Here is a 24,758-nt window from a genome sequence, read left to right as displayed (position 1 = left end):
ATGGTCTTTTTTTGAAATGATACACTATTAAATGATTTCTAATAAATGGTGGTAGGCTTGCAACTCCTACCACCTAAAAACCATAAAATAAATTCGTGTAACATTTACACCTCTTTATATATCTATATCAAAAAGTCAAAAAAGTTTAAAAATAGGTGAAATCGGTTGTAATTAGTGTATGAAATGATGTAATGTGTTGTGTGTAAGGTTATAATAAAAAGTAAAATAATTAAAAAAAAGTGACAACCACCCCATGAAAATCTACTATAGAGAAAATTGGGGGGTGGCTGTCACATTTCATACTATAAATTGAAAATTATAGATAATAAAATATCAAATAATATTAAAACAATAATCTTTAGTCATTATATGGTACTATATAAATATGAAAAAAGTTTAAAATAAATCCATAATAATATCAATAATCAGCTTTTTCATAATTTAATATTTATATATAATACTATAGATTATTATAAAATGAAATAATGAACAATGATAAAAACAAAAGAACAACAGAATAAAGTTATTAAGGCTATTTCAAGCGATTATAAGCAATCAAACGAATATGATATACATTCATACTATATCAATGTAGATGGTAGAAATTTACCCCTTGTATGGTATCAATCAGGTAATATTATAAAGTATGTAATTATTCATAATCGGTTAGATTTTGAATATATGAATTTTGAAAATTATAGATGGTTTATAGAATTGGATAGAGTACAGTTTGATATAGCTTTTGGTGATGGTATTGAAGAAATTAAAATTGCTACACCTATTTAATAGGACAAAAAAGAAGAAGATAAAAATGAATAAAAAAATATGTAAAATACACAACAGTAATGAATGCATTTATGAATGTATAATAGGTATTAATAATACTGAAATAAAAGATTTGAATTCCAAAATTATTTGGGCTAATAATAGATATGATAATGTAACAGTGACATTTACGCCAATGGAAAGAGTGAAAAAAGAAACATTAACCAAAATGTTAATGAAAAAAATAGAATTATTAAAAGTTAAACCAACAGGTAGTATTGCAATGGGATAAAAAAGAAGATGGTGAATATCTTTTTTATCACACTAAAAATCTGAAAGTACTTTTTGATATCACAGAAAAAGAACGCATGATAATAGCTACTGTACCACTTTATAACCCCATTAAAAAACAATAACCAATGAATTGAAAAGAAGAATTAAAATTAAGCCAAATAGAGAATTATTAGACCTACACATTGGCACAATGCCACATGATGAATTATTAGAATTCTTCAATATAACAGATATTCAATATAATCAAATACTATTTGATAAGCCTGTTAAGCAACTGTATTCATCAGGTGTTAGTAAAGCTTATTTGAACCCTGAAAAAGATGAAGATATTGAACCCATTGAACCACCACCATCTGTTGAACTATCACCTGAATACATAGAAGAAATTACCCAATTTTATTTAGATAACATTGAAAAGTACAATGTTAGACCTGAAGTAATTGATAGCCAGAGTTATACTAAAGGAGATTACTTTATGAATCAGCTACTCAAGATGATGAGTACTAATGTTATTCAATCAAAAAAAGAATGTGGTGCATCCGTTAGAAATGCAATAATTGACAGTAAAAGAAAAGGTTATAATCAAAAGAAGTATCAATTGAATAATAGTAAAAAGTCAATGTTTATTGCGAATTCATTTGAAGATTTGATTGATTGTAAGTCAATACAAAATATTATGAAAAAATATGATGTAAATACCTGAATTACTATAGACTTAAACGTTATATAAATAGAGGGAGATGTTAAAAAAATAATATAGAACATGCAAGAAAAAAAGTATTTAAAAATAGATGTTGACTTAATCAATGAACTAATAAAAATCATTGGAACATCTAATGTTATTACACCATTTAGATTTAATGAACTAACAGATCTAATTAATAAATCTGAATTGATTCAAAACGAACTACCAAAGAAAGATGAAGAATAAACTAAAACTATTTACACCTACTATTCTATCAATAGCGTTAGGTGTATTGAAAGTAATGGAGTTAGTTAATGTAACATGGTTCGTTGTACTATTACCTTTAATCATACCTACTTTCATTCAAATATTTGGGATGATTACAGCAATTATTTATGGTGTGTATATGCTGTACAAAAATACTAAAGAGAATACTAATAAGGGTGGGGTGTAAATGCTTCTGTAAAACATTGATACAGAACGCCATAGAGCACCGCTTTTTACACAACGGTAAAAAAAGGAAATGAGAATTATAAAATGGATAATGCAGCACAAGTAAAACATGGTAGAGAAATTATAGATAATATCAACCAAGTTGAAAGAATGGTTGCACCAAGGATTTTTACAGAAGAAGAAAAAAAATTATTCAAACAAGTAGTTAAGGATTTGAAAGAAAATTCAATCCTGATAAAATCCCATCAGCAGTTAATAGAAAAATACGTAAAACTTGAATCTAATATTAAGAAATTACAGACAGCTGTAGATGGTGGTGACTTAAAAATGGTTAGCCAATTAAACGCAACTATTAGACTACAAACAGATGTATTTACAACACTATCATTAACACCCCAAAAAATGATAACTGCATCAAAGTATTTACCAAAAAAAGAAGAAGATGATGATGATAATTCAATTAAATCCTTCTTAAAAAATAGAGCAAGTAGATTAAATGCCAAGGACTAACGTTAAACCCAAAAAGAAAAATACAAGAACAAAAGATTTAGCATCAAAAAAAGCTAAACAGGTTTATAACTCAACAGATTGGGGTGACTTAAAAAAAGTAATAAAACAACGGGATAAAGTATGTACATATTCAGGTTATGCAATTGACCATATTGACCATATTATCCCAATGAGGTTAGCCCCATATTTAAAATTTATTCCTGATAATTTACAAGGTTTATCAATATCATCGCATTCTACAAAAACAGAATTAGATAACATATCATTCACAATTGAAACATGGTTTAATATAGTTTTCCCTTTCCATTGTGAACAGTTAAAATTATCAGAATATAAATCAAAAAAACTGAAAGAAAAACTATTAAAAATGGTTGAAATGAATGGAATTAAGAAAGATTAAACATCTTACTCAATACCAAGCAGAAGGCGCACATAAATTAGAAAAATACTTTGTACAAATATTAACAGGTGATGTTGAAAGCTGTAAGAAAATGAAATTAGCAGCTTCACGACATTTTCAAGATTTAGAAAGAATAGAGAAAGATGAAAGATTTGTTTATCATTTTGATTATGAATTAGCTGATGAAGTTATTGAACTATGCTCATTATTTAATATAGTTGAAGGTTCACCCATTAAATTAATGGAATGGCAAATAGCATTTGTAGCATCTTTATTTGGTTGGGTAGATGATAACGGATATAGGAGATTTAAAGAAAGTTTTTGTCAGGTAGCCAGAAAAAATGGTAAGTCAGGACTTGCGGGTGTTATTGCACTTATCCATTTACTATTAGATGAAGAAGTTAGCAAAGAGTTATATACAATAGCAACCAAGCAAGATCAAGCAAAAATAGTTCTCGGTGATTTGGCTAAATATATTCAGAATGATAGAAATTTAGCTGAATTATTTAAAATCTTTTTCATAAGGGATGAAGCAAGTAAAATCACCTGTAAACTAAATAATAGTAAAGCATTAGCACTTGGAAAAAATGCCAAGTCTATGGATGGCCTTCGTGGTTCTTTTGTAATTGCAGACGAAATACATGAACACCCTGATGATAAATTAGTTAACGTGGTTAAAAACTCCATGCGACATAGAAAACAGGGGCACATTTTAAAAATTACCACTGCTGGTTTATCCTGTGTTGGGTATGGGTATAATCAATATGAATACTATTCACGTGTATTAACAGGTGAAGTTGATGATGATAGGAGTTTAGCCTTCATATTTGAACTTGATGAAGGTGATGATTGGCAAGATGAAAGCAATTACATTAAAAGCAATCCATCAATCCCATACCTGATTAGTTTAGAGGGACTTATGGAAGATAAAAAGACCGCTATTTATCAACGCACATATCAATTAGAATTTAGAACTAAATTATTAAATCAATGGTTGAATGGTGCAGGTGAATTTATAACACAAGATGAATGGTTAGAAGGTCAAGTACCATATGATGATGAAGAGTTAAAAGGTCAAATGTGCTTTGGTGGATTAGATTTATCATCATCACGAGATTTAACAAGTTTTGCTTTAATATTTCCACAAGAAGATGGTTCAATTAAAACAAAAACATGGTCATTTGTTCCTGAAGATACAGCAAGGGATAAAGAGTTAGCAGGTTCAGTTGATTATGAATCATTAGGTGTAATATTAACCCCTGGCAATGTAATTGATAAAGATTATGTAATGACTGTAATTAGGCAATCATTAATTGATTACAATGTTCAATATATTGCCTATGACAGATGGAAAGCAGAAGATTATGAAATATTTTTTCATGAAATTGGTGCAGATGGTGAACCATTTGGACAGGGTTATAAATCATTTACCCCACCAATGCAAGAGTTAGAAATATTAACACTAAAAAATAAGATACACACAAATAACGATAAAGTGTTATCATGGTGTATTTCAAATTTAGTGCCTGATATAGATGGTGCTGGCAACATTAAAGCAGAGAAACACAAAGCATTAAACAAGATTGATACAGCAGTAGCTTTAATAATGGCTATTGGTGCTTACCTCAATTATAAAAAATATTATTAAAATGAATGGAATTTAATTTTAAAGATTTATTCAAAAAAAGTAAGTCACAACAATTACCAAATAACACAACTGATACATCAGGTAATTATGGTTTTGGATATAAAACAATAGTTGATTCTATCAATAATTATTGGAACAGAACAAACTTAAACAAAGGTGTATCAATATCATCTGAACAAGCCTATTTAAGTGCAGTAGTATGTAGATGTGTTAATTTAATAGCATCTAAAGTTGCTAATACTGAATTGGTTGAATATAAATTAACAACAAATAAAAAAACACCAGTTAAAGGTGATGTTGATATGTTGTTAAATGTTACAGGTGATGAAATTACCAAATCATATGATATGAAATATTTAGCCGTTTCACAGATGCTATTACACGGAAATGGTTATATCATAATAAAAAGGTCAGCTAATCAATTACCTGAAAGGTTAGAGTTTGTTGAATCAGAGTTTGTTGAAGTGTTGAAAGATGAACGTGGTAGACCAAAGCAATACATCGTAAAAGGTGAAGATGAATATATTAGGTCATCAGATATGATTGTACTTAAATACCATCAAAAAAACCTATATGAAGGTGTTGGTGCATTGGATGTATTAGCAACTGAAATTGGATTATCAACAGCTTCAATTGAACTAATTAAGAAGTATTTCAATAATGGTTTAAAATCAGAAGGTTTTTACACAAACTCATATGATATGAGTAAACCACAGCTTCAACAATTGAAAGATCAGTTGATTGAAATGGAAAATACATCAGATAAGGATTTAACTTTCCTACCTTATGGTGTTAATTACCAAGCAAAACAAGCAACACCACATGAAGCTCAAGTAATGGAAACATTAAGAAATGTAATTGAACAAATCTGTTCATTCTTTGGTGTACCATTATCATATGTATACCAAACCGATAGTGTAACAACTTCACAATTAGAAGAAAAAAATAGTGAATTTATACATGATGCTATTTACCCATTATTAGATCAAATTGAAAAGGAATTGAGATTTAAGTTTTATACACGGTTAATTCGTAAAAAATTCATAATTCAATTTAAGCGATTTACTTTATACAGAGCATCATACACTGACTTAAAAGACTTTGTAACATCATTAACTGAAAAGGGTATTTTTTCAATAAATGAAGCACGTGAATTACTCGGTTGGGATTCAATTGGTGAATTAGGTGATATTAGAACTAAACAACTGAATAGTATAGTATTAGATATATTCAAAGATTACAGTTATCAAATGTTGGAAAATTCAAAGATGAAGCAAGAAAATAAAGAAAAACAATTTGATAATCCCGATGAAACAAAGGATAATCAAACAATTGATAAAAAAGAATAAGTTATGAATGGAAATTAATGACAGGAACGTAAAAGGCTATCCAATTGTATTTAATTCTTTATCCAACACATTAGAAACATATATTGATGGTTGGGTAGAATTTAATGAAATCACATTACCAACATCCTTTGCTAATATAAATCTTGGTACAGAGGATATTATATTAAATATTGAACACAATGATTCAATGATATTAGCAAGGAATATCAACGGTAAAGGATTAGAACCAACATTAAGATTAGAAATTGATAGTACAGGTTTATTTATTGATGCTGATGTGCCAGATACACAATTAGGTACAGATGTATTAAAGATGTTGAATCGTGGTGATTTAACACAAATGTCATCACGTTTTAGAGTAGCAAAAGATAGATGGTATAGAGATGCTAATGATAGACTGATTAGAGAAATACAGGAATTTAAACACATTAGAGATGTTAGTTTAGTATCAAGACCTGCATATTCAATGACAGTTGCACAAGAAGATAAAAGAAGTTTAGAAACTTTCTTACTTGATGAAAAAAGGCAAATACAAGAAAAAGACGAAGATAGAAATACAAAGAATGATAATAATGTAGCATTATCAGAATACTACATTTTAAAAAATAAATATATGAGATAAATGGAATTAAACAATCTATCCCTATTAGAAGTAAGATCACTTTTAAATGAAAAAATTGAAAAACAAAAAGAAATTGTTGCTTCACTTAAAGTTAATGAAGAAGTTAGAAGCATGACCGATGATGAGCGTTCAACACTTGATAATTTAGATGAAGAAATTAGGAGTATTGAAATCAGAGAAAAAGAATTATTAAAAATTGAGGAAATTGAAAACAAAACCTTAAAAAATACAAAAAATGAAAAAAGAAGTATGAACGAAAAGAATACTAAATTAGATGAATTTAGAAGTTTAGCAGAAACAGCAAAAACACAATCATTATCACTTGATGAATTACGCTCTATTACAGTAGGTGCAACAGCAGTTGATAAAGGTATAGGAACAGAAACAGTTGATTTTATCCGTGAATATCATGCAAATAATACTGTAATTGATGCAGGTGCAAAGGTATATACAGGGCTTATTGGTGATGTAGTTGTACCAAGAATGGATGCAAACACTGTAAAATGGGTAACTGAAACAGGTGAAGGTACTGAATCAGGCGCATTTAATGGCATATCTATGAAACCTCATAGAATTAGTGGTTATTGTAAAGTATCTAAACAATTTTACATGCAACACCCACAAAAAGTTGCTTCATTAGTAATGGAATCATTTGCACAAGCTGTTGCAAGTAAAGTTCAAAGTACAGCATTTACAGGTACAGGTACTAACCAACCAAAAGGTTTATTTAATTACGCAACATCAACAAGTGGTGGTACTGATTTAGTGAATTATATTGAATTAACAACACCTAATGAAACTGAATTATACAGTGGTCTTGTTAAGGGTAAATATGATAGCTTTAAGTTAGATGGTAATAGTAATATGACCTATATCCTATCACCTGAAGCAGGTTTTGATTTAGAAACTAAATTAGTTAATACTAATTCACCACGTTTTATTTTAGATAATGGTAAAATTAGTGCATTACCAGCAATGGTTGATGGTTCAATTTCAGATGGTAGTACTAATGTTGCAGTAGTTGGTGATTTTTCAAATGTAGCAATTGGTGTTTGGGATAATATTGATATTATCAGTGATCCATATACGTTAGCATCTTCAGGACAGATCAAGATAACTGTAAACGCATTCGCAGACGTTACAGTAACTAGACCTGAATTATTTTCAAAAATTACATGGTAATATAAATGAATAGAATAACAGTAGGTAGTGAAGCATTAACATTAGAACATGTTAAGCTTCACCTTGCTGTGTATCATGATTTAGATGATGTTTATATTAATAGTTTAATACCTGTTGCAAGAAAGGTTATTGAAGATAAAACAAATCAAGTAATTGTATTATCTAATTATACAGGTGTTAAAGATGAATTAATTTACCCTGTTATATCAGATGATGGTGATGGTAATATAGTTGCAGGATATGATGATGTAAATGATATTCCACCCGACCTTACACAAGCTATGTTATTAATAATTTATGATTTATACACAAAAAGAGGTACAACAGTAAAAAAGTTACCTGATTCAGTTGATTATTTAATAACATATCAAAAAAAATATGGTTATCAAGTATGATGTATAATATGAGGTGGGTAATTGACATTTATAAATATGATGATACACAGAGAGATGAAAAAAGTGGTGTGATTTTACAACAATATTCAAAATCATCAACCATAAGAGTAGATATAATTGGTGATAGTGGTAATGAATCAACTGATAATTACAAAGAAATAGATAATAAAAATTTCAAATTTATCACCTACAAATTACAAAATGCAGATGTGAAAGATATTGTAAAATTTAATGGTGAATTTTATAAAATAGAACATATAGGTATTGAGGGTGATTTAGGGTTGTTTGTTAATGTAAGTTGTTCAAAAACAACCGAAAAATTAAATATCATTGATTAATGGCGAAGAAAAAGAATATCTTTTTCACTAATTCAGATGGTTCAACAGTTTCAGCAGATGATATTAAAAAGCAAATGACTGAAGTGTTCAGTATTTTTGAAAGTGAAGATGCTGAAAAGACTATTAAGTTAGCAATGGGTAAATATATGCGTGAAGCTAAAAAAATAGCCGTTCAAAAAGCATCAAATATTACTACAAAAAGAGGTGTAACACCTATTGGTAATTACATAGGTAAATTATTAAAATCATCAGTTAAAAAAACAAAACAAAACCCTGAACAATACTGGGGTAAAGTGAAGATTTTTAGAAAAAAAGCTTTTGATATTGGTGATGATATGTCTATTGGTGCCAGAAATATACATTGGTGGGAAGGTGGAACATCAACAGGTGTCAAAGCAAATAAATTTATGAGTGATACCTATAGACAGATGGGTTCATCTGCTTTCAACACATTCAAGAAAATATTAGATGAATATGTTGATAAAAAAATGAAAAAATTAAATGGATAGTGGTAATTGGATTTATAAAAAGATAAATGAAAATCAAAACATTACAGATATAGTAAATGATTGCATTAACCCTTTCAAAAGGTCAATTGAAAAAGAAATACCTGAAATAGTTTATGCTTATGGTTTATCTGATTTTGGAGCAACAAAAGATGGTATTTTTACTAAAAAATTAGAAGCTTCAATAAGGGTTTTAACCAATAATTTCAATGAATTAAAATCTATTGTAAAAGAACTTGAAAATGAATTTGAATTTGGTTCTGATACATGGGTTGATGATGATGGTATTACATGGAAAATTAGTTATAGTGTTGAAAATGTTATACCTGAATATCAGATTGATAATAAGATTTTTACAACCGATTACGATTTATCAGCAAAGTTCACCAAAATGAACTTTTAAAAAAGAATAAAAATATGAATGGCATATACAGTATATGAAGGTAAAGATTTGAGAATTGAATTAGATGATAAAACAATCTTTCATGAAACAAATGCTACTATTTCAATAGAAAGAGAAGTTGAAACTATTACACTTGATAGTAAAGATGTTGACCCATCAGGAGACTGGGCAAAGAAGCGTGTGAAAGGAATGTCTTGGGGTGCAGGAGGTGATACTATGATTTGTTTAGATGATACTACACCAGGAGCAGGTACAGCACATGATTTTAAAAGCTTATATGATGCTTTTACAGCAGGTGTTGAAATAGCTGTTAAAGTAGCTATTGGTGGTGAAATTTTAAGTGGTTCTGCTTTCTTACAGTCACTATCACCATCAGCAGGTTTAGATGGTTATGGTACAGTATCATTTAATTTAGAAGGTAGCGGTGCATTAACATTAGCACCATCAGTTTAATAACATGATAATGATTATAAAAGGGGGTAGTAATTACCCCTTTTTTTTTAATTTCAAAACTATCTATAATGTAGCAAATCACTATAAATTAGATAGTTATAATGATATTTTTGAATTAATTGTTAGCACATTTACACCTAATGAAATAGATGCTACCTATATTAAAAAAAGGTTAGAATTGTTATGTGTATTAACAGGCAAGAATAATATTATACATCGGTTGAATTATCTTTTTAATGATAATCTAATCAAAGAAATCATTGAAGAAATTGAAAAATCAGTTGACTTCAAACCAAAGAGAAAAACCGATGAAGAAGAAACAGATACAGATAAATTTTATCTAAAAGATGTAATAGCATTAGCAATTACACAACTAAAATTAGATAAGAAATCATTGTATGAATTAACACCAAAAGAATTTTTTACTGCTATTGAATTATGTAACGAAAATCAACTTAATGAATTAGCATTAAATTATAATTTTCATACAACTACAGCATTCGCAGTTGTTAAGGGGTATAATTCACGCATTGAATATGATAAAATCTTTAAAAATCCATATTTAGTTGATGATGAAACTTTCAATAAAAGAAAAGATGAAACGATAGAAGATAGGATACAACACATTAAAGATTTTGAAAAAATGATGAATAATAGATGAGTAAATATTCATTCAACATTTTAGCAGGTCTGAACATAACAGGCATGAAAAAAGGCTTTAATGATGGTTTAAAATTATCTAAAAATTTTGCGGATAGTTTAGTAAGTAATTTTTCAAAAGTAGCAAGTGGTTCAATATCACTTTCAAAAGGTGTTGGTAATGTAGCTAATTCATTTAAGGCAATGATGGCTAACCCATATGCAGCAGCTTTTGCAGTATTAGCAGGTAGTATAAAAGCAGTAACAGAAGCATTAGGTAAATCAGCAGCAGGTCAACGCATACTAACAGCCGTTAGTGGTGTATTAGAGGGTGTAATGGTATCACTTTCTAATGTAGTTGAAGGTTTAGGTGATTTGTTAGTTAACATTTGGAACAATCCAAAAAAGGTATTAAAAGACTTTGGTAAATACCTGAAAGATTTAGTAATGAGACCTGTTAATTCACTATTAGATGGTGTTGGTTATTTAGGTTCAGCTATTAAAAAATTATTCAAAGGTGATGTTAATGGTGCGTGGGCTGATGCTAAAAAAGGTGCAAAAGATTTCGGTAAAGCAATATTATATTCTAATCCTGCTTTTGTAGCTGTAGAACAATCAGTTAAAGGTGTTAATAATGCTATTAATAAAGTAAATAAAAACATCAAAACATCTATTTCACTTAAACAACGTGAACATGATTTATATGTAGCTGAAAGTAAGTGGATAACTAAACGTGGTGAATTAGAAGCAAGAATAGCAGATAATAAAAGAGAATTAAGAAAAGATGGTCTAACTATGGTTGAATATGCCAAAATAGAAAAGGCATTATTTGACGATATACACGAATTAAATAAAGGTAATTCATATTTACAAAAAGAACAGCTTTCAATTCTTGATGCTAAACAAAATTTAGGTGCTAATACTAAAGAAGATGACCGTGAACGTGCTGAATTAGCAAACCAAATTAACCTACAATCAAAAGCACATAATAATAAATTAAGAGAAACAAAAGTATGGTTAGATGGTATCAAAAAAACAGCTACCAAATACACAGCAGAATTAGATAAAGCTAATGAAGAATTAGAAGAAGCAAATGAAATATTATCAAAAGGTTTAACAACAAAAACTAAAAATGTAAAAGTAGGTGTTGATTTTGATATTGATACATCAAAATTAGATGCTAATACAAAAGAAATAATTGATAGATATAATTCTGAAGCAGACGCATTAAAAGCATCAGAAGATAAGAAGAAGAAACTACGTTATGATGGTTTTGAGTTTGCTAAAAATATGTATGGTCAATTTGCTGAAATTGAACAGAATTACTACGATTCTAAAAAGCAAAAAATTGATGATGAAGCAGCAAAAGAAATTGAAGCTGTTCAAAACTCATCAATGAATGAAGAACAAAAAGCAGCATCAATTCAAAATATTCAAACAAAAGCAGAATTAGAGAAAAGAAAAATAGAGCGTAAAGCAGCAATAGCAAAGAAAAGAAACGCATTAATTGAAATTGCTATTAATACAGCTATTGGTGTATCAAAAGCATATGGACAAACAGGTATTTTTGGAATAGCAGCATCCATACCAATAATAGCAATGGGAGCAGCACAGGCAGCAGTGGTATTAAGTCAACCAATACCAAAATTAGCAAAAGGTGGTATAGTGTACGGTGATAGTATTGTTAATGTTGGTGAATATGCTAACGCAAAATCTAACCCTGAAGTAATAGCACCATTAGATAAACTTAAATCACTAATAGGTGATAGGGGTAGTAGAATTATTCAGGTTATGATGGATAGTAAAGTAGTTGCTGAAGCTGTTGAATATCAGAACTACATAAAAAATAGATAATGTATAAATGTCAAAACAATATAATAAATTATACAGTGGTGCTTTTACTAATGGTGAAGGTGATAAATACATTGTTGAACTACATAAAGAGAATTTAGCAACAGCAGAAGATAAAGATATTTTCATTGATAGGTTAGAAATTGATTTTGGTGGCAGTTCAAAGAAAATTTCATTAGGTGCTATTAGTGCTAAAGCTGATATGGTTATCTATTTTGATGAAGATACACCACCATATGATGATTTATTTGATACCACTGATACAGAGATTAAGATAATTATTAAAAAAGAAGATTTTTCTATTGTATGGGAAGGTCTTCTTATACCTGATTTAATGACCAAAGTATTAGGACAAAGAAAAGGTACTATATCATTAAAATTTCGTGACCATTTTTCATTAGCAAAAAGACCAACTGATACAGGTAATTTTATCTATTCTTCAAAGTTTTTATCATTCAATACTATTTTAAGTAATGTAATGAATGAAATCTTTTTTGGTGAAGATAAAGCTATCTATATAGCATCTAATTTAGTTGCTGATGATGAAGTAAATAACAAAGAAACATTAAGTAATTTAGAGTTAGCAACAAGAGCATTCAATAATAAAAATCTTGATGAAATATTAGATAGTTTATTAGCAATGAATAGTGCTGTTGCTTATACTTTTAATAATAAAGTATGGATTGTAAGTATTGATAAATTAAAGCTTAATTCATTAGGTTATGATGTTTATTTAAGTGGTAGTTTTTTAACAACTGAATTTATTAACCGTGAATTAGTTATTAGTGAATATTCAGGTGATGTAAATATTATAACAGCACCTAATACATCAAGTATTGAAATTAAATCAATATTAGGTGGTGATGATGTTATTGAACCATATTCAACAAAGAAAAATATCTTAACAGATACATTTAGACCCAGTGATGGTGATTTAAATAATTACTTCTACAACAAAATTGAAAATATTGATTATATCTATGAATATGATGATACTAAAATAGATGTTGGTATCAATCAAAAAAACACTAAAACTTTTGGTGTTAAAGGTATTACAGCTACAGATAAGTTTTCAATTAACTTACCAAAATTAGGTGGTATTGGTACTTTGTTTGAAACCAAATACATGATTAATGATGATATGGGTGGTTATGCTGTTAAGCACATATTAAAAGGTGAAAATACATCTATAAATCAATCAGATAAAGCACATATTAAATTTTCAGGTGGTATATCACCATATTTAGGGAGTGATGTTAGTAATTACAACATACTATCATTTAGATATACAACAACATTTGATGATGGTTATGAATATGTATTTACCCGATATTGTGAGGGTGAAGTTAGTGGTGATAATTCTATTATTAATAATGATGGTTGGGCATGGGTAAGAAATGATGTATTTAATGATGTGTGTTATCGTTATACTTATTTAAATATGTTCGTACAGTACAATCTACCAATTGTAATATTTAGAGATAATGATGATACTATATCTAACCCAATTCAAATAGGTAGTGAAAATGTACCTAATATGTTTTTCCCTATTCCTGAATATGATAGTGATGAATTAACATTTGGTGAAATACCTAATATTTGTGTATTACATCAAGATAGTAATGGTAAATTATATGATGATATTAAATTAACATTTGAAGCTCATACATATAACCGTGATAATGCTAATTTCTTTTTAGAATTATCAGATACTAAAATTGAATGCATTAGCGGTAGAAAAGGCGATGAAACTTTATTAATTGAAAATAAAAATACTGAAACATCTATTAAAGGTGATAAGAAAACTTTACTGAATACTAATTCAGATCATTTAGGTTATAAGTGTGCTATTAAGATAGGTAATGATGTACCATTATTTGATGGTAAGAAGTTAAATTATTTTGTTGGTGATAGTATATTATCAAACACACAAGGAAAAAGAAAATGTATTGATGGGAGATGTTATACAAATGTTATTAATCCTTTATCTATCATTAAATCAGAAACATTAGGTGATACTTTTATTGTTAAATCTTCTTTTAATTTAACTAATGGTAGTGCTAACTATGTTATCACTGAAAATGTAGGTAGTGAAAAGGGTGTTGATTTATCGTATAGTGTAAATACAAAAGAAACAACATCTAAAAGTTCAGGTGGTGGTTCATCATCAGGTGGTGGTTCATTTCTTGATGGGTATTTTTCATATGATAGTGATAATGATATTTTAATTGCTAACAAAACAATAGCTTCAAATGGTTCATTAATTGCCTATGCTGATACAGGACAAGATATAGGTAGTATTTTTGACAACATACCGCCAGCAACATACACATCAAAAGGTATTTTATCTATCAATCAATCATCACCATTAACAATTACTAACGGTGTGTTATCACTTGATAATGGAGCAATTGACCCAACATTAAATTTAAACGGTAATATATTAGGGGTTAATGGTTCATCTATTGATTTATCAAGTATTTCAACAGATTTAACAGGTTATGCAACTGAAAGCTATGTTGATACATCATTATTAGGGTATTCATTAACATCACATAACCACACAGGAGTTTATGAACCTGTATTTTCAAAAAATACAGCATTTAATAAATCATTTGGTGGTAATGGTTCAGCTTCAACAGTTAGCCGTTCAGACCATAACCACACAGGTACATATGCTTTAATAGGTGGTAGTGGTACACAAGATTTTTCAGCTAAAATATTATCTGTTGTTGATTTAAATGTATCAGGTACGATTACAGAAGTACATACACAAATTGTAAAATCTGAAAATGATATTATAACAACTCGTGATGGTGCTACAACTGCATTAATTAACGGTACTTATACAGGTATTCAAGCAACAAATTATGATGGTGTAAATTCTGGTTGTCTCGTGTTCGGTGCGGATGGATTTGGACGTGTTGGTGATGTAGGTGATTTGCAGATATTAGCCACAAGAGAAGATACACCAATTTCAAATGGTATTGCTTATTTTGATAATATTACAAAGCAATTCAAAACTAAATTTGAAAGTTCATTAAGTGTTAGTAATAGTGATAAATTAGATGGTTATCACGCTTCATCATTTGTTAGAAATCAATTAAAAGCAGATAAATCATTCTATGATGATAGTATTATAATTAATTGGGGTGGTGGTACTAATGTTGATGAAATTTGGTATGATGATGCTGCTAATGCATTTAATTTTGTTGCTGATGGTTCAGCGTGGAAAGCAACAGCAAATGCACGTGTTAATGTTGGTACTTTATATGAAGGAGGTACATCATTAGGTAGTAAATATTTAGGTGTAGGTAGTAAAGCAGCAGATAGTGATAAATTAGATGGGTATCATCATACTACATTTGCTAAAAAAAGTTCAAATGAATACATTAATGGTTATTGGGAATTTGGTAATGCTATCACTTTACCTAATGAAATGTGGTCAGGTGTAGATGGAATGTTAACACCTATTTATTCTGATGATGGTTATAATATTTACATAGGTGATTATTATGGTAGTAGAGATTTACCAAGAGCTATTGGTTTTTCACCTGATTACATTCAACCTACTGTGGTCAATATTTTTGGTGAATTTGAGATTTATAGTGATGATTATCACCCATCAGCAGATTATGCAACAAATGCGGGCAAGTTAGATAATATTGATAGTACCCAATTTTTAAGGAGTGATGTAGCAGATACTATGTCGCAACGTTTAACCATGTCTAAGGACATTAGATTTACAGGTACGGGAGTAGGTAGTGGTTTGCTATTCAATTCAACAACTATTGATAATGATGCAGCAGGTATTAGACAGAATGGTGCTCATAACACAGGTTATTTAGAGTTTTTCACAACTGATGATGATACTGAACCATTTATATTTAGACACTACACAAGCGGTCAAGATGGTACGGGTAGTTTTGTTGATTGGTTCAGAATTGATAATAATGGTGTTGATGTAAAAAAAGGTTCATATAAAAGAGCAGGTAGGACTATTACCAACATAGGAGCATACGCATACGGTGGTAGTGGTTATGAAGCGAATTTAGATTTGAATACTGTTTTAACAGTAGGTGAAAGTAGATTTTTTCAATCATCAGCAACTAATACACCTTATAGTAATTTTGCAGGTCACGTATGGGTAACAGCAGGGGGTGATTATACTGATAGAGGTATTCAATTTGCTTCACCAAACAACAATGGTGCTGATATGTATTTCCGATCTATGAATGGTAAAACTTGGTATAAGTTCGCTATGACTAATGCCAGTGAGACTATCTCAGGAACATATACATTTAGTTCTAATTTAAGACGTTCAGCACATAATGTAGGACATCAGGAGGGTAGTTATAATAACATTGGTAATAATGGTTCAAAAACTAATCCAATTTACACCATTGGTTCATCATATAACCCTAATGAAAGTGATTTAAATAATATGTATGGGGTTGGATATACACACGGTGGTAGTTCATCATTTCTATCATCAAAATATGGTGGTGGATGGGGTTTATATGTTGCATCTGACGGTGATGCACGTGTATTTTTGGATGGTCAATGGGGCGATATTCACGCTGATAGAAATATAATGGCAGGTGGTGAAATAAGTGCTTTTACTTCTTCTGATAGAAGACTAAAAGAAGATATTGAACCATTAACTAATTCACTTTCAATAATTAATAGATTAAAACCAGTATCATTTAATTGGAATGAAAAAGGTAGAGAATTAAAAGGTATTAATGAAGATAAAAAATCTGATTTAGGTCTTATTGCTCAAGAAGTTGAAGAAATAATACCAAATATAGTTGGCGATATCTATACTGATTATAAGGGTGTTAAATACGAGAAGCTTATAACACACCTAATAAAAGCAGTTCAAGAACTTTCAAATGAAGTTAATGAATTAAAAAACAATCTTAAATAATGGGAATAGTTAAAACAATACCAAGTGAATCACCTTACTATTCAGGTAATAATGATATTGGTGATGTAAGTAATGATAATGGGACAACTTTTGAAGTTAGTAATATTGATATTAGTGATATTAAAAATGTACTTGGTGAAGATACATATGATTTAAGTGATTTATGTAAATCACCATTTATCAATAAACACGCACTTTTTAAACCATCAGGTTTTTCACCTTATAATATGGGTGATTGGGCTGGTTATAATCACGAAGCTAACCCTACATCATATGTATATTCATCACCTTCAGGTGGTGGTACATCACCAATATTTTATAGTGATGGTACAGCATACGGTGAAAAAAAGATAACATACGCTTACCTTGTTAAACGTGGTGAAAAACCACCTGTAGGTAGTAGAAGTTGGGATAGAATAAAAGTTGAATTAACAGTATCAGGTGGTTTTTCAGGTGTGTTTTCAACAACAGGTACAGCCACATTAGTATATGATAATATAACAACATCAATAATTGTACCCGAAAATGATGAATATAGCGTAACAATTACACCATCAATTACATACGTTGATACAAGTGGTAATTACATAGCAGATATTGAAGATGATAATGGTGTATCATCATTCACAACTAACATTGTACCACGCTATATTGACGCACCCAATAAATTAACTGATAACCCTACATCATTTTACGGTGTTCGTCATTATCACTATAATTCAATCAGTCATAGTTGGTTTTATATCACTGAAACAGGGAATGTTAGAACATCACATGATGCTAATATGAATTCACCTAAAAAGGGCATAATGGTAAATGATTTACCATCAGGCCAAGAAGGGGTACATTCATACCAATATACAGTTTTTCAATCAGCAAATTTACAGAAGTATTGGAAATGTAATTTAAAGGGTAAGTTTTTAACGGTTGGAACAACTTATAAACAGACCTTTAATAGTGAATGGTATAAAGTAGGTGCATTTGATAATGGTTATAATTACTATTGGTATACAGATGCTAATGATTGGACTGAATTATCTGGCTGGCCTACTACATAATTTTTAAAAAATAATCCTAATATAAATTGAGTGAAAACACTAATACACAGCGGTTAATAATTCAATACGCAGGTATAATATTAACCTGTTTGACCATTTTTTACTATGCGGTGGTTGAAAAAGCTAATATCAAAAATAAGATTGATAATCAGAATGTTAAGATTGAAAGATTAGAATTACAGATTGAAAAAAAGGTAGATGAAAAAATATTTGAAATGATATTAGAAGATATTCGGGAAATCAAAGATGATATTAAATCAATAAAAAATAATAATAATGGATGAAACAGTTAATTATCAACCTATTATCAGGTAGTGATAAAGCGAGTAGTAATAGACTTATTGGTATTTTATCCTTTTTAATAATGGTAGTGTTAATAACACTATCATTATTTATTTATGATGTTGATGTAGAAATATTTAAAACTTCTATTTCTTATTTATTTTATTTGATAATCATTAGTTTAGGTTATAAAGGTTTAGAAAAAACAATTGGATTTTTTAAAAAATCTGATTCAAAAAATGATGAAGATGAAGATTGAGCGCAATATTAACAGGTGTAGATGATAGATTAATAACCTATTTCAATTTAAGTAAACCAATATTTGAAGAAAAGCACCCTGATTATAAGGTAATTATTAGTCAAGGTGTCAGGACAAAAGAACAACAATTAGCACTTTATAAAAAAGGTAGAAAGAAAGGTGATGATGGTAAATACTACATAACCGATAAAAAGAAAGTAGTTACTTATACAATGAAGTCTAAACATCTTGATGGTAAAGCAATTGATATTGCTTTTATTAAAGATAAAAAATGTGATTGGTCTACTGATTTATTTAAAGATTTTTGGATGATTTTAAATAAAGTAGATGTATTAAAATCAATAACATGGGGTGGTAATTGGCGAAGATTTAAAGATTATCCACATTTTCAGGTGGATTAAAAAAAGATAATGATGAATGTTAAAACGTATGACATTATTAGGTCGTGTATTCATGTGGTTATTCATTATGACCATATCATTTACAGGTGGGTTTGCTGTTGGTGTGAAATACACCAAAGAAAAGATTGAAAATGAAATGAATTCAGGTAATAAGAACACAACAGAAATTGTAATAGAAAAAAATAAGAATGGTAATATCATCATAGAAACTGAATCAACACAAGAAGATACTGATGAAGAAGATGAAAAACCAAAAAAGAAAAAATGGTTTTGGTAAATTATTTTATTGAAGTAATTTCGTTACCACAAATAATATTTACAACGTTTTCCGAAATTAAAAAAAGCAGAATAGACAACGGTTTATTCTGCTTTTTTTTATGATAACAATAGGACGTTTACAAAAAATAAGTAAATTAGAAACTCAATTAAATGACTAATCATTAAAAATATACAAAAATGGAATTTATCAACAGCCTTAAAAACTTTGCTGAAAGGGTAGCAACACTAAAGCCTAACCTTGAGACAGAAGAAGCAACAAAAAATGGTTTAATCATGCCATTCATTCAACTATTAGGTTATGATGTGTTTAACCCAATGGAAGTTATACCAGAATATGTTGCTGATATTGGTACAAAAAAAGGTGAAAAAGTTGATTATGCCATTCTTCAGGATAATGAACCAATAATGATTATTGAATGTAAGCATTGGAAAGAAAATTTAGATGTTCATAATTCACAACTACATCGTTATTTTCACGCCAGTAAAGCACGTTTTGGTGTATTAACAAATGGTGCTGAATACCGTTTTTACACAGATTTGGAAGAAGCTAATAAAATGGATGCTGAACCATTTTTAACTGTTGATTTTGAGAATTTCAAAGAACATGATGTTAATGAGGTTAAGAAGTTCCATAAATCAAATTTTGATGTTGATAAAATCATTGATACAGCAAGTGAGTTGAAATATTCCTCTGCTATAAAAGAAATATTGGAGAAGGAGTTGAATGAACCATCAGAAGAATTTGTAAAGTATTTTGGTAGACAGATTTACAACGGTAAAATTACAGCTAAAGTATTAGAACAACTTACAGGTATTGTTAAGAAAGCAACTAATCAATCAATTAAAGAAATAGTTAATGATAGATTACATTCAGCTTTAAAGAAAGAAGAAGAAGCTGTTGTTGAAGAAGTAGTTGAAGAAGTTGATGATAACAGAATTGAAACAACAGAAGAAGAAATTGAAGGTTATCATATTGTAAGGTCAATTGTTAGAACAAAAATTGAACCTGAAAGAATTGTTCACCGTGATACACAGTCTTATTTTGGTATACTGATTGATGACAATAACCGTAAACCTATTTGTAGATTACATTTGAATGGTAGTAAAAAATATTTAGGGTTATTTGATGATAATAAGAAAGAAGAAAAAATACTAATTGAAAAGTTAGATGATATCTACAATTACGAAGAAAAGCTTATTGAAGCAGCTTTAAGATACATGAATTAATCTTTAAAAAAAATGGGGTAATATGGCATTGGATACAGTAGTAATAGTTAGAAATGATGAAAAGATGTTATTAGAAGCTTATAGTGGTATAGTTAAAGCTTGTGAAGATTTGAAATTACCATATCATGAATTAGCTAATAAAAGATTTCCTTTTAAATGGGAGGGTTATGTTTTTTATAAAAAAGAAATAATTAAATATTAGAATTTTTGTAATCGGGTTAAAGGGTGGTAGTCAAATGATTATCACCTTTTTTATTGTCTTTCTATTATTGTTAGGTTATTTTTTTATCACATGTGATAATCAACTTCGTAAAGTGCGCGATAATCATCTTCGTAGTATCCCATGCGTGCTACCAAATCGCTTACAGGTACGCCAGCGTAGGCTACAGCATAATCTTTAGCATGTTCGAAAATATTAAAAAGGGTAATTAATCCGCCATGGCTCCATCCCATTATACCCACTCTGTTTTTATCGATAAAGTGGTAATTCTCCAACATGTAGTTTTTACTTGCATACACATCTTCCACTTCAAGGCCACCATAATCTATTTTTTTATAATGACCTTTTCCATAACCTGTGCTGCCACGGTATTCGGCAGCTACAACAATGTATCCCTGACTCACTAATTCTCTTACAATATGCGTGTAATAGGTGGTGAAGTCGGCATGAACACCGCCGTGTGGTAATACCATAAGCGGGTTTTTTTTATTCGTATCTATGTTTTTTGGGAAGAAGAGATAGGACCAAAATTTAACTGGATTGCCAGCGCCCAGTCCCGTTGGGTTCTCCTCTTTCCATTTGGGAGGACCATACATATACACTTTATCCACATGGGCTATGTCCCCCAAACGTTCGTGCCACATCAAATCATCCACCATTTTCTCTAAACGGTCTAATCGGTGTCGCAGGTTTTCATCTTGAGTGTTTAAAAGGTCTTCAATAGGGGAGTGTTGTGCAAAGGTGCAGGTAATCGCTACTATCAATAGGGCGATGCCACTTATCAGTTTACGCATGTCAAATAGGATTTATTATTCACACACTAAGTAATAAAAAAAACGGCACTTATCATTAAAGATAAATGCCGAATAATATTTTGATTTATACCGATTTAATATCGAAATGAGCCATTGCTTCGCTTACTTCCAAAGGCTCTTTGGTTTATTATCGGCATTAACAATTGCAATTTCAAAGTTTTCCTTAAGACTCACGTTGAAATGCAAATGGTATTACATGGTGTTTAACCAAGCTCAACAATGGTAATGCCGCTGCCACCAAATTGTAATTGTTCATCCCTAAACGAACTCACAAACGGTAAGGTGTTTAACTGTTCGCGAATCATCACCCGCAATATGCCATTGCCTTTCCCATGTAGTATTTTCACTTCAGATGCCTCGCAGATAACCGCTTCATCCAGGTGGTTCATCACTAGTTGAATGGCTTCTTCGGTGCGTTTGCCACGTACATCAATGTCTGCTTTAAAGGTAAGCTTTCGCTCACGCACTTTATCGCCCACATTGGAAATCGATGCCATTGGGTTGGTGATGTTCGAACGTTTTACAGCCTGTTTATTTACCCTTTCTAATCGGTTAAGTTTTACAATAGTGCTAATGCTACCAAAAGCAACAGTGGCTTCCTTACCATGTATTTTCATTATTTCGCCAGGTGTACTTTGTCCTTTTAACCTAACATTGTCGCCTTTTTGTAACGGTGTTGCTTCTTCCTTTTTAGGTCTTAACTTTTCAGCTACTGACTTCTCTTTCTCCTGCTTATTCTTTCTATTCGCTTTTCTTTTCTCGCGATCCTCTATCTGACGAATTTTTTTATCGATACTTGCATCACTGGCCTTTTTATCAACAGCTACCTCTTTAAAGCCTTCGAGCTTTTGGCGTGCTATCCTTGTTTTTTCTTTGTTGGCCTGAGTCTCTTTTATGGTGCGGATCGTATTTTCTATCTCTTTATTGGCATTAGATAGTAGATACTCTGCTTCAACCTTGGCCTTTTCAAGTATCTCTTTGCGTTCTTTTTTAACATTCTGCAAGTCGAGTTGATAGCGCTCCAATACATCGGCCAGCTTCTTCTCGTTAATACGTATGGTATTTCGCTTTTGCTCCCAATAGCGTTTGTCACGTACTATTTCACGTAGGTTTTTGTCATAATCAACATGCTCCTGACCAATCTTTTCCTTGGCACTGGAGAGAATATTCTCAGGTAAACCAATTTTACGGGCTATTTCAAAGGCAAATGATGAGCCAGGTTGTGCAATTTGTAGTTTGTACAAGGGCATAATCCGACCTGTGTCGAACAGCATGGCACCATTTTCAATACCTTCGGTCATAGAGGCCATGTGCTTTAGGTTGGTGTAGTGAGTAGTAATTACACCAAACACTTCTTGCTTATTCAACTGCTCCAACACACTTTCGGCAATGGCACCACCCAGCATGGGTTCCGTTCCCGTACCAAACTCATCAATCAGTATCAGTGTTTGCTTTTGGCTATGACGCAAAAAATGCTTCATGTTGAAAAGGTGAGAACTATAGGTACTCAGGTCATTTTCGATGGATTGCTCATCGCCCATATCCATAAAAATATGTTTGAAAAAGCCCATTTGTGAACCTTCATCCATGGCAACCAGCAGTCCACATTGAAACATGTACTGTACCAAGCCAACCGTTTGTAAACACACCGATTTACCACCGGCATTAGGTCCTGATATCAATAGCAGTCGCTGCTTGGGAGTTGATAACTCCATGTCCAATGGAATTACATCTTTGTTAGCAGCTTTATGTTGTAGATACAATAAGGGATGAATTGCTTCTTTCCAAATGAAGTTTTGTTGCTTTTTGTAATTGGGTAAAATAGCGTTGATGCTAATGGCAAAACGTGCTTTAGCTCTGATGAAATCGATGGTTCCCATAAAACGGTACGACTCCATGATGTCCTCAATGTAAGGACGAATCATATCGGCCGTTTCAATAAGTATGCGTGTGATCTCTCTTCGCTCGGCATACTCCAATTCCCTTAGTTCGTTATTGATCTCCACCACTTCGGCAGGTTCTATAAACGATGTTTTACCCGTGGCTGATTCATCTTGCACAATACCACCTAGCTTACGCTTGTTGGCTGCTGGTACTGGTATCACAGCGCGACCATCCCTGATGGATACACTCACGTCTGAATCGACTAAGCCATCGCTCTTAGCTCGTTTAAGTATGGCACTTAAGCGCCGTGAGATACTGTTTTGTTTGTTGAAAATATCCTTACGTATGCGAGCTAATTCTGGTGAGGCATTGTCTTTTATTTTCCCAAATTTATTAAGGATACCATCTATGTTATCTAAAATAAAAGGGAATACTGATACCTGACTCACTAATTCTTTCAGGTTAGGGTAGTCTTCGTCTTCTTTTTTGGTGAAGAAACGACAGATGTCGTTGATGGTGGTTAATGAACGCTTTAGGTCGAATAATTCAGTCTCGTCCATAAAACGACCTTCGGTACGGATGCGACCAAGCGGACTGCGTACATCAATAAAGTAACCCAAAGGAAAATTATCCTCTTCCAGGCATACCTTTTTAAACTCGTTGGTCTGTAGCTGTTGAAGTTCCACCTCCTCAAAGTTGGTGCTAAAGCCCATTTCATCAACCACTTCTCTTCCCAAGCCGCTCATGCAGCTTTCTTTTACCAGCTCACGTATGCGGGTAAACTTTATCTTATCTTCAAAACTATCAGGATATATCACTTCTGCTGTTTTGTGCAAAAATAACAATTCAGTCTTTCTTTTGGAAAGAACTGAAGCCTGTTGACTACTTTATTATAAAAAAAGTGTTAAAA

General features: G+C 30.8%; 28 protein-coding genes. 26 read left to right on the top strand and 2 right to left on the bottom strand.

Annotation, left to right across the window (positions count from 1 at the left end; translation table 11 throughout):
- Positions 1-492: 492 nt before the first annotated feature.
- From FNN09_RS05995 to FNN09_RS05875, 26 genes are all read left to right on the top strand, one after another.
- On the top strand, positions 493-786 hold the full coding sequence (locus FNN09_RS05995) for a hypothetical protein (RefSeq protein WP_143300589.1): 294 nt from the start codon (positions 493-495) through the stop codon (positions 784-786).
- A gap of 25 nt (positions 787-811) precedes the next feature.
- On the top strand, positions 812-1,057 hold the full coding sequence (locus tag FNN09_RS05990) for a hypothetical protein (RefSeq protein ID WP_143300588.1): 246 nt from the start codon (positions 812-814) through the stop codon (positions 1,055-1,057).
- A gap of 132 nt (positions 1,058-1,189) precedes the next feature.
- A complete protein-coding gene (locus tag FNN09_RS05985; RefSeq protein WP_143300587.1) occupies positions 1,190-1,762 on the top strand; it encodes a hypothetical protein in 573 nt (190 codons plus the stop codon).
- A gap of 60 nt (positions 1,763-1,822) precedes the next feature.
- Entirely contained in the window at positions 1,823-1,990 is a 168-nt protein-coding gene (locus FNN09_RS21095; RefSeq protein ID WP_185968893.1) for a hypothetical protein, read from the top strand.
- A complete protein-coding gene (locus FNN09_RS05980; protein ID WP_143300586.1) occupies positions 1,980-2,198 on the top strand; it encodes a hypothetical protein in 219 nt (72 codons plus the stop codon). Before FNN09_RS21095 ends, FNN09_RS05980 begins: the two co-directional genes overlap by 11 nt.
- 83 nt (positions 2,199-2,281) lie before the next feature.
- Positions 2,282-2,707, top strand: a complete 426-nt coding sequence (locus tag FNN09_RS05975) for a hypothetical protein (RefSeq protein WP_143300585.1) — start codon at positions 2,282-2,284, stop codon at positions 2,705-2,707.
- A complete protein-coding gene (locus FNN09_RS05970; protein WP_143300584.1) occupies positions 2,694-3,107 on the top strand; it encodes an HNH endonuclease in 414 nt (137 codons plus the stop codon). The genes FNN09_RS05975 and FNN09_RS05970 overlap by 14 nt, the downstream gene beginning before the upstream one ends.
- Positions 3,088-4,755 (top strand): terminase large subunit, encoded by a 1,668-nt coding sequence (locus FNN09_RS05965; protein ID WP_143300583.1) that lies wholly within the window; start codon positions 3,088-3,090, stop codon positions 4,753-4,755. The genes FNN09_RS05970 and FNN09_RS05965 overlap by 20 nt, the downstream gene beginning before the upstream one ends.
- Before the next feature lie 5 nt (positions 4,756-4,760).
- Positions 4,761-6,104, top strand: a complete 1,344-nt coding sequence (locus FNN09_RS05960; RefSeq protein ID WP_143300582.1) for a phage portal protein — start codon at positions 4,761-4,763, stop codon at positions 6,102-6,104.
- 7 nt (positions 6,105-6,111) lie between these two features.
- Positions 6,112-6,726 carry an HK97 family phage prohead protease gene (locus tag FNN09_RS05955; RefSeq protein WP_143300581.1) on the top strand — a complete coding sequence of 205 codons (615 nt, stop codon included), beginning with the start codon at positions 6,112-6,114 and terminating at the stop codon, positions 6,724-6,726.
- Positions 6,727-7,908 (top strand): phage major capsid protein, encoded by a 1,182-nt coding sequence (locus FNN09_RS05950; RefSeq protein ID WP_143300580.1) that lies wholly within the window; start codon positions 6,727-6,729, stop codon positions 7,906-7,908.
- A gap of 5 nt (positions 7,909-7,913) precedes the next feature.
- Positions 7,914-8,303 (top strand): head-tail connector protein, encoded by a 390-nt coding sequence (locus tag FNN09_RS05945; protein WP_143300579.1) that lies wholly within the window; start codon positions 7,914-7,916, stop codon positions 8,301-8,303.
- A complete protein-coding gene (locus FNN09_RS05940) occupies positions 8,300-8,641 on the top strand; it encodes a hypothetical protein (RefSeq protein ID WP_143300578.1) in 342 nt (113 codons plus the stop codon). The genes FNN09_RS05945 and FNN09_RS05940 overlap by 4 nt, the downstream gene beginning before the upstream one ends.
- Positions 8,641-9,150, top strand: coding sequence for a hypothetical protein (locus FNN09_RS05935; RefSeq protein WP_143300577.1), 510 nt, complete (start codon positions 8,641-8,643; stop codon positions 9,148-9,150). The genes FNN09_RS05940 and FNN09_RS05935 overlap by 1 nt, the downstream gene beginning before the upstream one ends.
- On the top strand, positions 9,143-9,550 hold the full coding sequence (locus tag FNN09_RS05930; protein ID WP_143300576.1) for a hypothetical protein: 408 nt from the start codon (positions 9,143-9,145) through the stop codon (positions 9,548-9,550). Before FNN09_RS05935 ends, FNN09_RS05930 begins: the two co-directional genes overlap by 8 nt.
- 18 nt (positions 9,551-9,568) lie before the next feature.
- The gene (locus FNN09_RS05925; protein WP_143300575.1) at positions 9,569-10,003 is read left to right on the top strand and encodes a hypothetical protein; all 435 of its coding nucleotides are present in this window, start codon (positions 9,569-9,571) and stop codon (positions 10,001-10,003) included.
- 10 nt (positions 10,004-10,013) lie between these two features.
- Positions 10,014-10,664: a hypothetical protein gene (locus FNN09_RS05920; protein WP_143300574.1), complete on the top strand. Its 651-nt coding sequence runs from the start codon at positions 10,014-10,016 to the stop codon at positions 10,662-10,664.
- Positions 10,661-12,496: a hypothetical protein gene (locus tag FNN09_RS05915; protein WP_185968892.1), complete on the top strand. Its 1,836-nt coding sequence runs from the start codon at positions 10,661-10,663 to the stop codon at positions 12,494-12,496. Before FNN09_RS05920 ends, FNN09_RS05915 begins: the two co-directional genes overlap by 4 nt.
- Positions 12,497-12,503: 7 nt before the next feature.
- A complete protein-coding gene (locus FNN09_RS05910) occupies positions 12,504-17,423 on the top strand; it encodes a pyocin knob domain-containing S74 family peptidase (RefSeq protein ID WP_143300572.1) in 4,920 nt (1,639 codons plus the stop codon).
- Complete coding sequence (locus FNN09_RS05905) at positions 17,423-18,481, top strand: hypothetical protein (protein WP_143300571.1); 1,059 nt, start codon at positions 17,423-17,425, stop codon at positions 18,479-18,481. Before FNN09_RS05910 ends, FNN09_RS05905 begins: the two co-directional genes overlap by 1 nt.
- A gap of 26 nt (positions 18,482-18,507) precedes the next feature.
- Complete coding sequence (locus FNN09_RS05900) at positions 18,508-18,765, top strand: hypothetical protein (RefSeq protein ID WP_143300570.1); 258 nt, start codon at positions 18,508-18,510, stop codon at positions 18,763-18,765.
- Positions 18,762-19,022, top strand: a complete 261-nt coding sequence (locus FNN09_RS05895) for a hypothetical protein (protein ID WP_143300569.1) — start codon at positions 18,762-18,764, stop codon at positions 19,020-19,022. The genes FNN09_RS05900 and FNN09_RS05895 overlap by 4 nt, the downstream gene beginning before the upstream one ends.
- Positions 19,019-19,423: a M15 family metallopeptidase gene (locus tag FNN09_RS05890; protein ID WP_143300568.1), complete on the top strand. Its 405-nt coding sequence runs from the start codon at positions 19,019-19,021 to the stop codon at positions 19,421-19,423. Before FNN09_RS05895 ends, FNN09_RS05890 begins: the two co-directional genes overlap by 4 nt.
- 28 nt (positions 19,424-19,451) lie before the next feature.
- The gene (locus FNN09_RS05885) at positions 19,452-19,700 is read left to right on the top strand and encodes a hypothetical protein (protein WP_143300567.1); all 249 of its coding nucleotides are present in this window, start codon (positions 19,452-19,454) and stop codon (positions 19,698-19,700) included.
- Positions 19,701-19,879: 179 nt separating this feature from the next.
- Complete coding sequence (locus FNN09_RS05880) at positions 19,880-20,929, top strand: type I restriction endonuclease (RefSeq protein ID WP_143300566.1); 1,050 nt, start codon at positions 19,880-19,882, stop codon at positions 20,927-20,929.
- 22 nt (positions 20,930-20,951) lie between these two features.
- Positions 20,952-21,131: a hypothetical protein gene (locus FNN09_RS05875; RefSeq protein ID WP_143300565.1), complete on the top strand. Its 180-nt coding sequence runs from the start codon at positions 20,952-20,954 to the stop codon at positions 21,129-21,131.
- A gap of 86 nt (positions 21,132-21,217) precedes the next feature.
- Here FNN09_RS05875 and FNN09_RS05870 read toward each other — a convergent pair whose 3' ends face one another.
- Positions 21,218-21,943 carry a S9 family peptidase gene (locus FNN09_RS05870; RefSeq protein ID WP_143300564.1) on the bottom strand — a complete coding sequence of 242 codons (726 nt, stop codon included), beginning with the start codon at positions 21,941-21,943 and terminating at the stop codon, positions 21,218-21,220.
- Between the two features lie 224 nt (positions 21,944-22,167).
- A complete protein-coding gene (locus FNN09_RS05865; protein WP_255434051.1) occupies positions 22,168-24,684 on the bottom strand; it encodes an endonuclease MutS2 in 2,517 nt (838 codons plus the stop codon).
- Positions 24,685-24,758: the final 74 nt, after the last annotated feature.

It is taken from the genome of Carboxylicivirga sp. M1479, from assembly GCF_007097485.1.
GTDB lineage: Bacteria > Bacteroidota > Bacteroidia > Bacteroidales > Marinilabiliaceae > Carboxylicivirga.
This window is presented reverse-complemented; position numbering and strand designations above follow the sequence as displayed.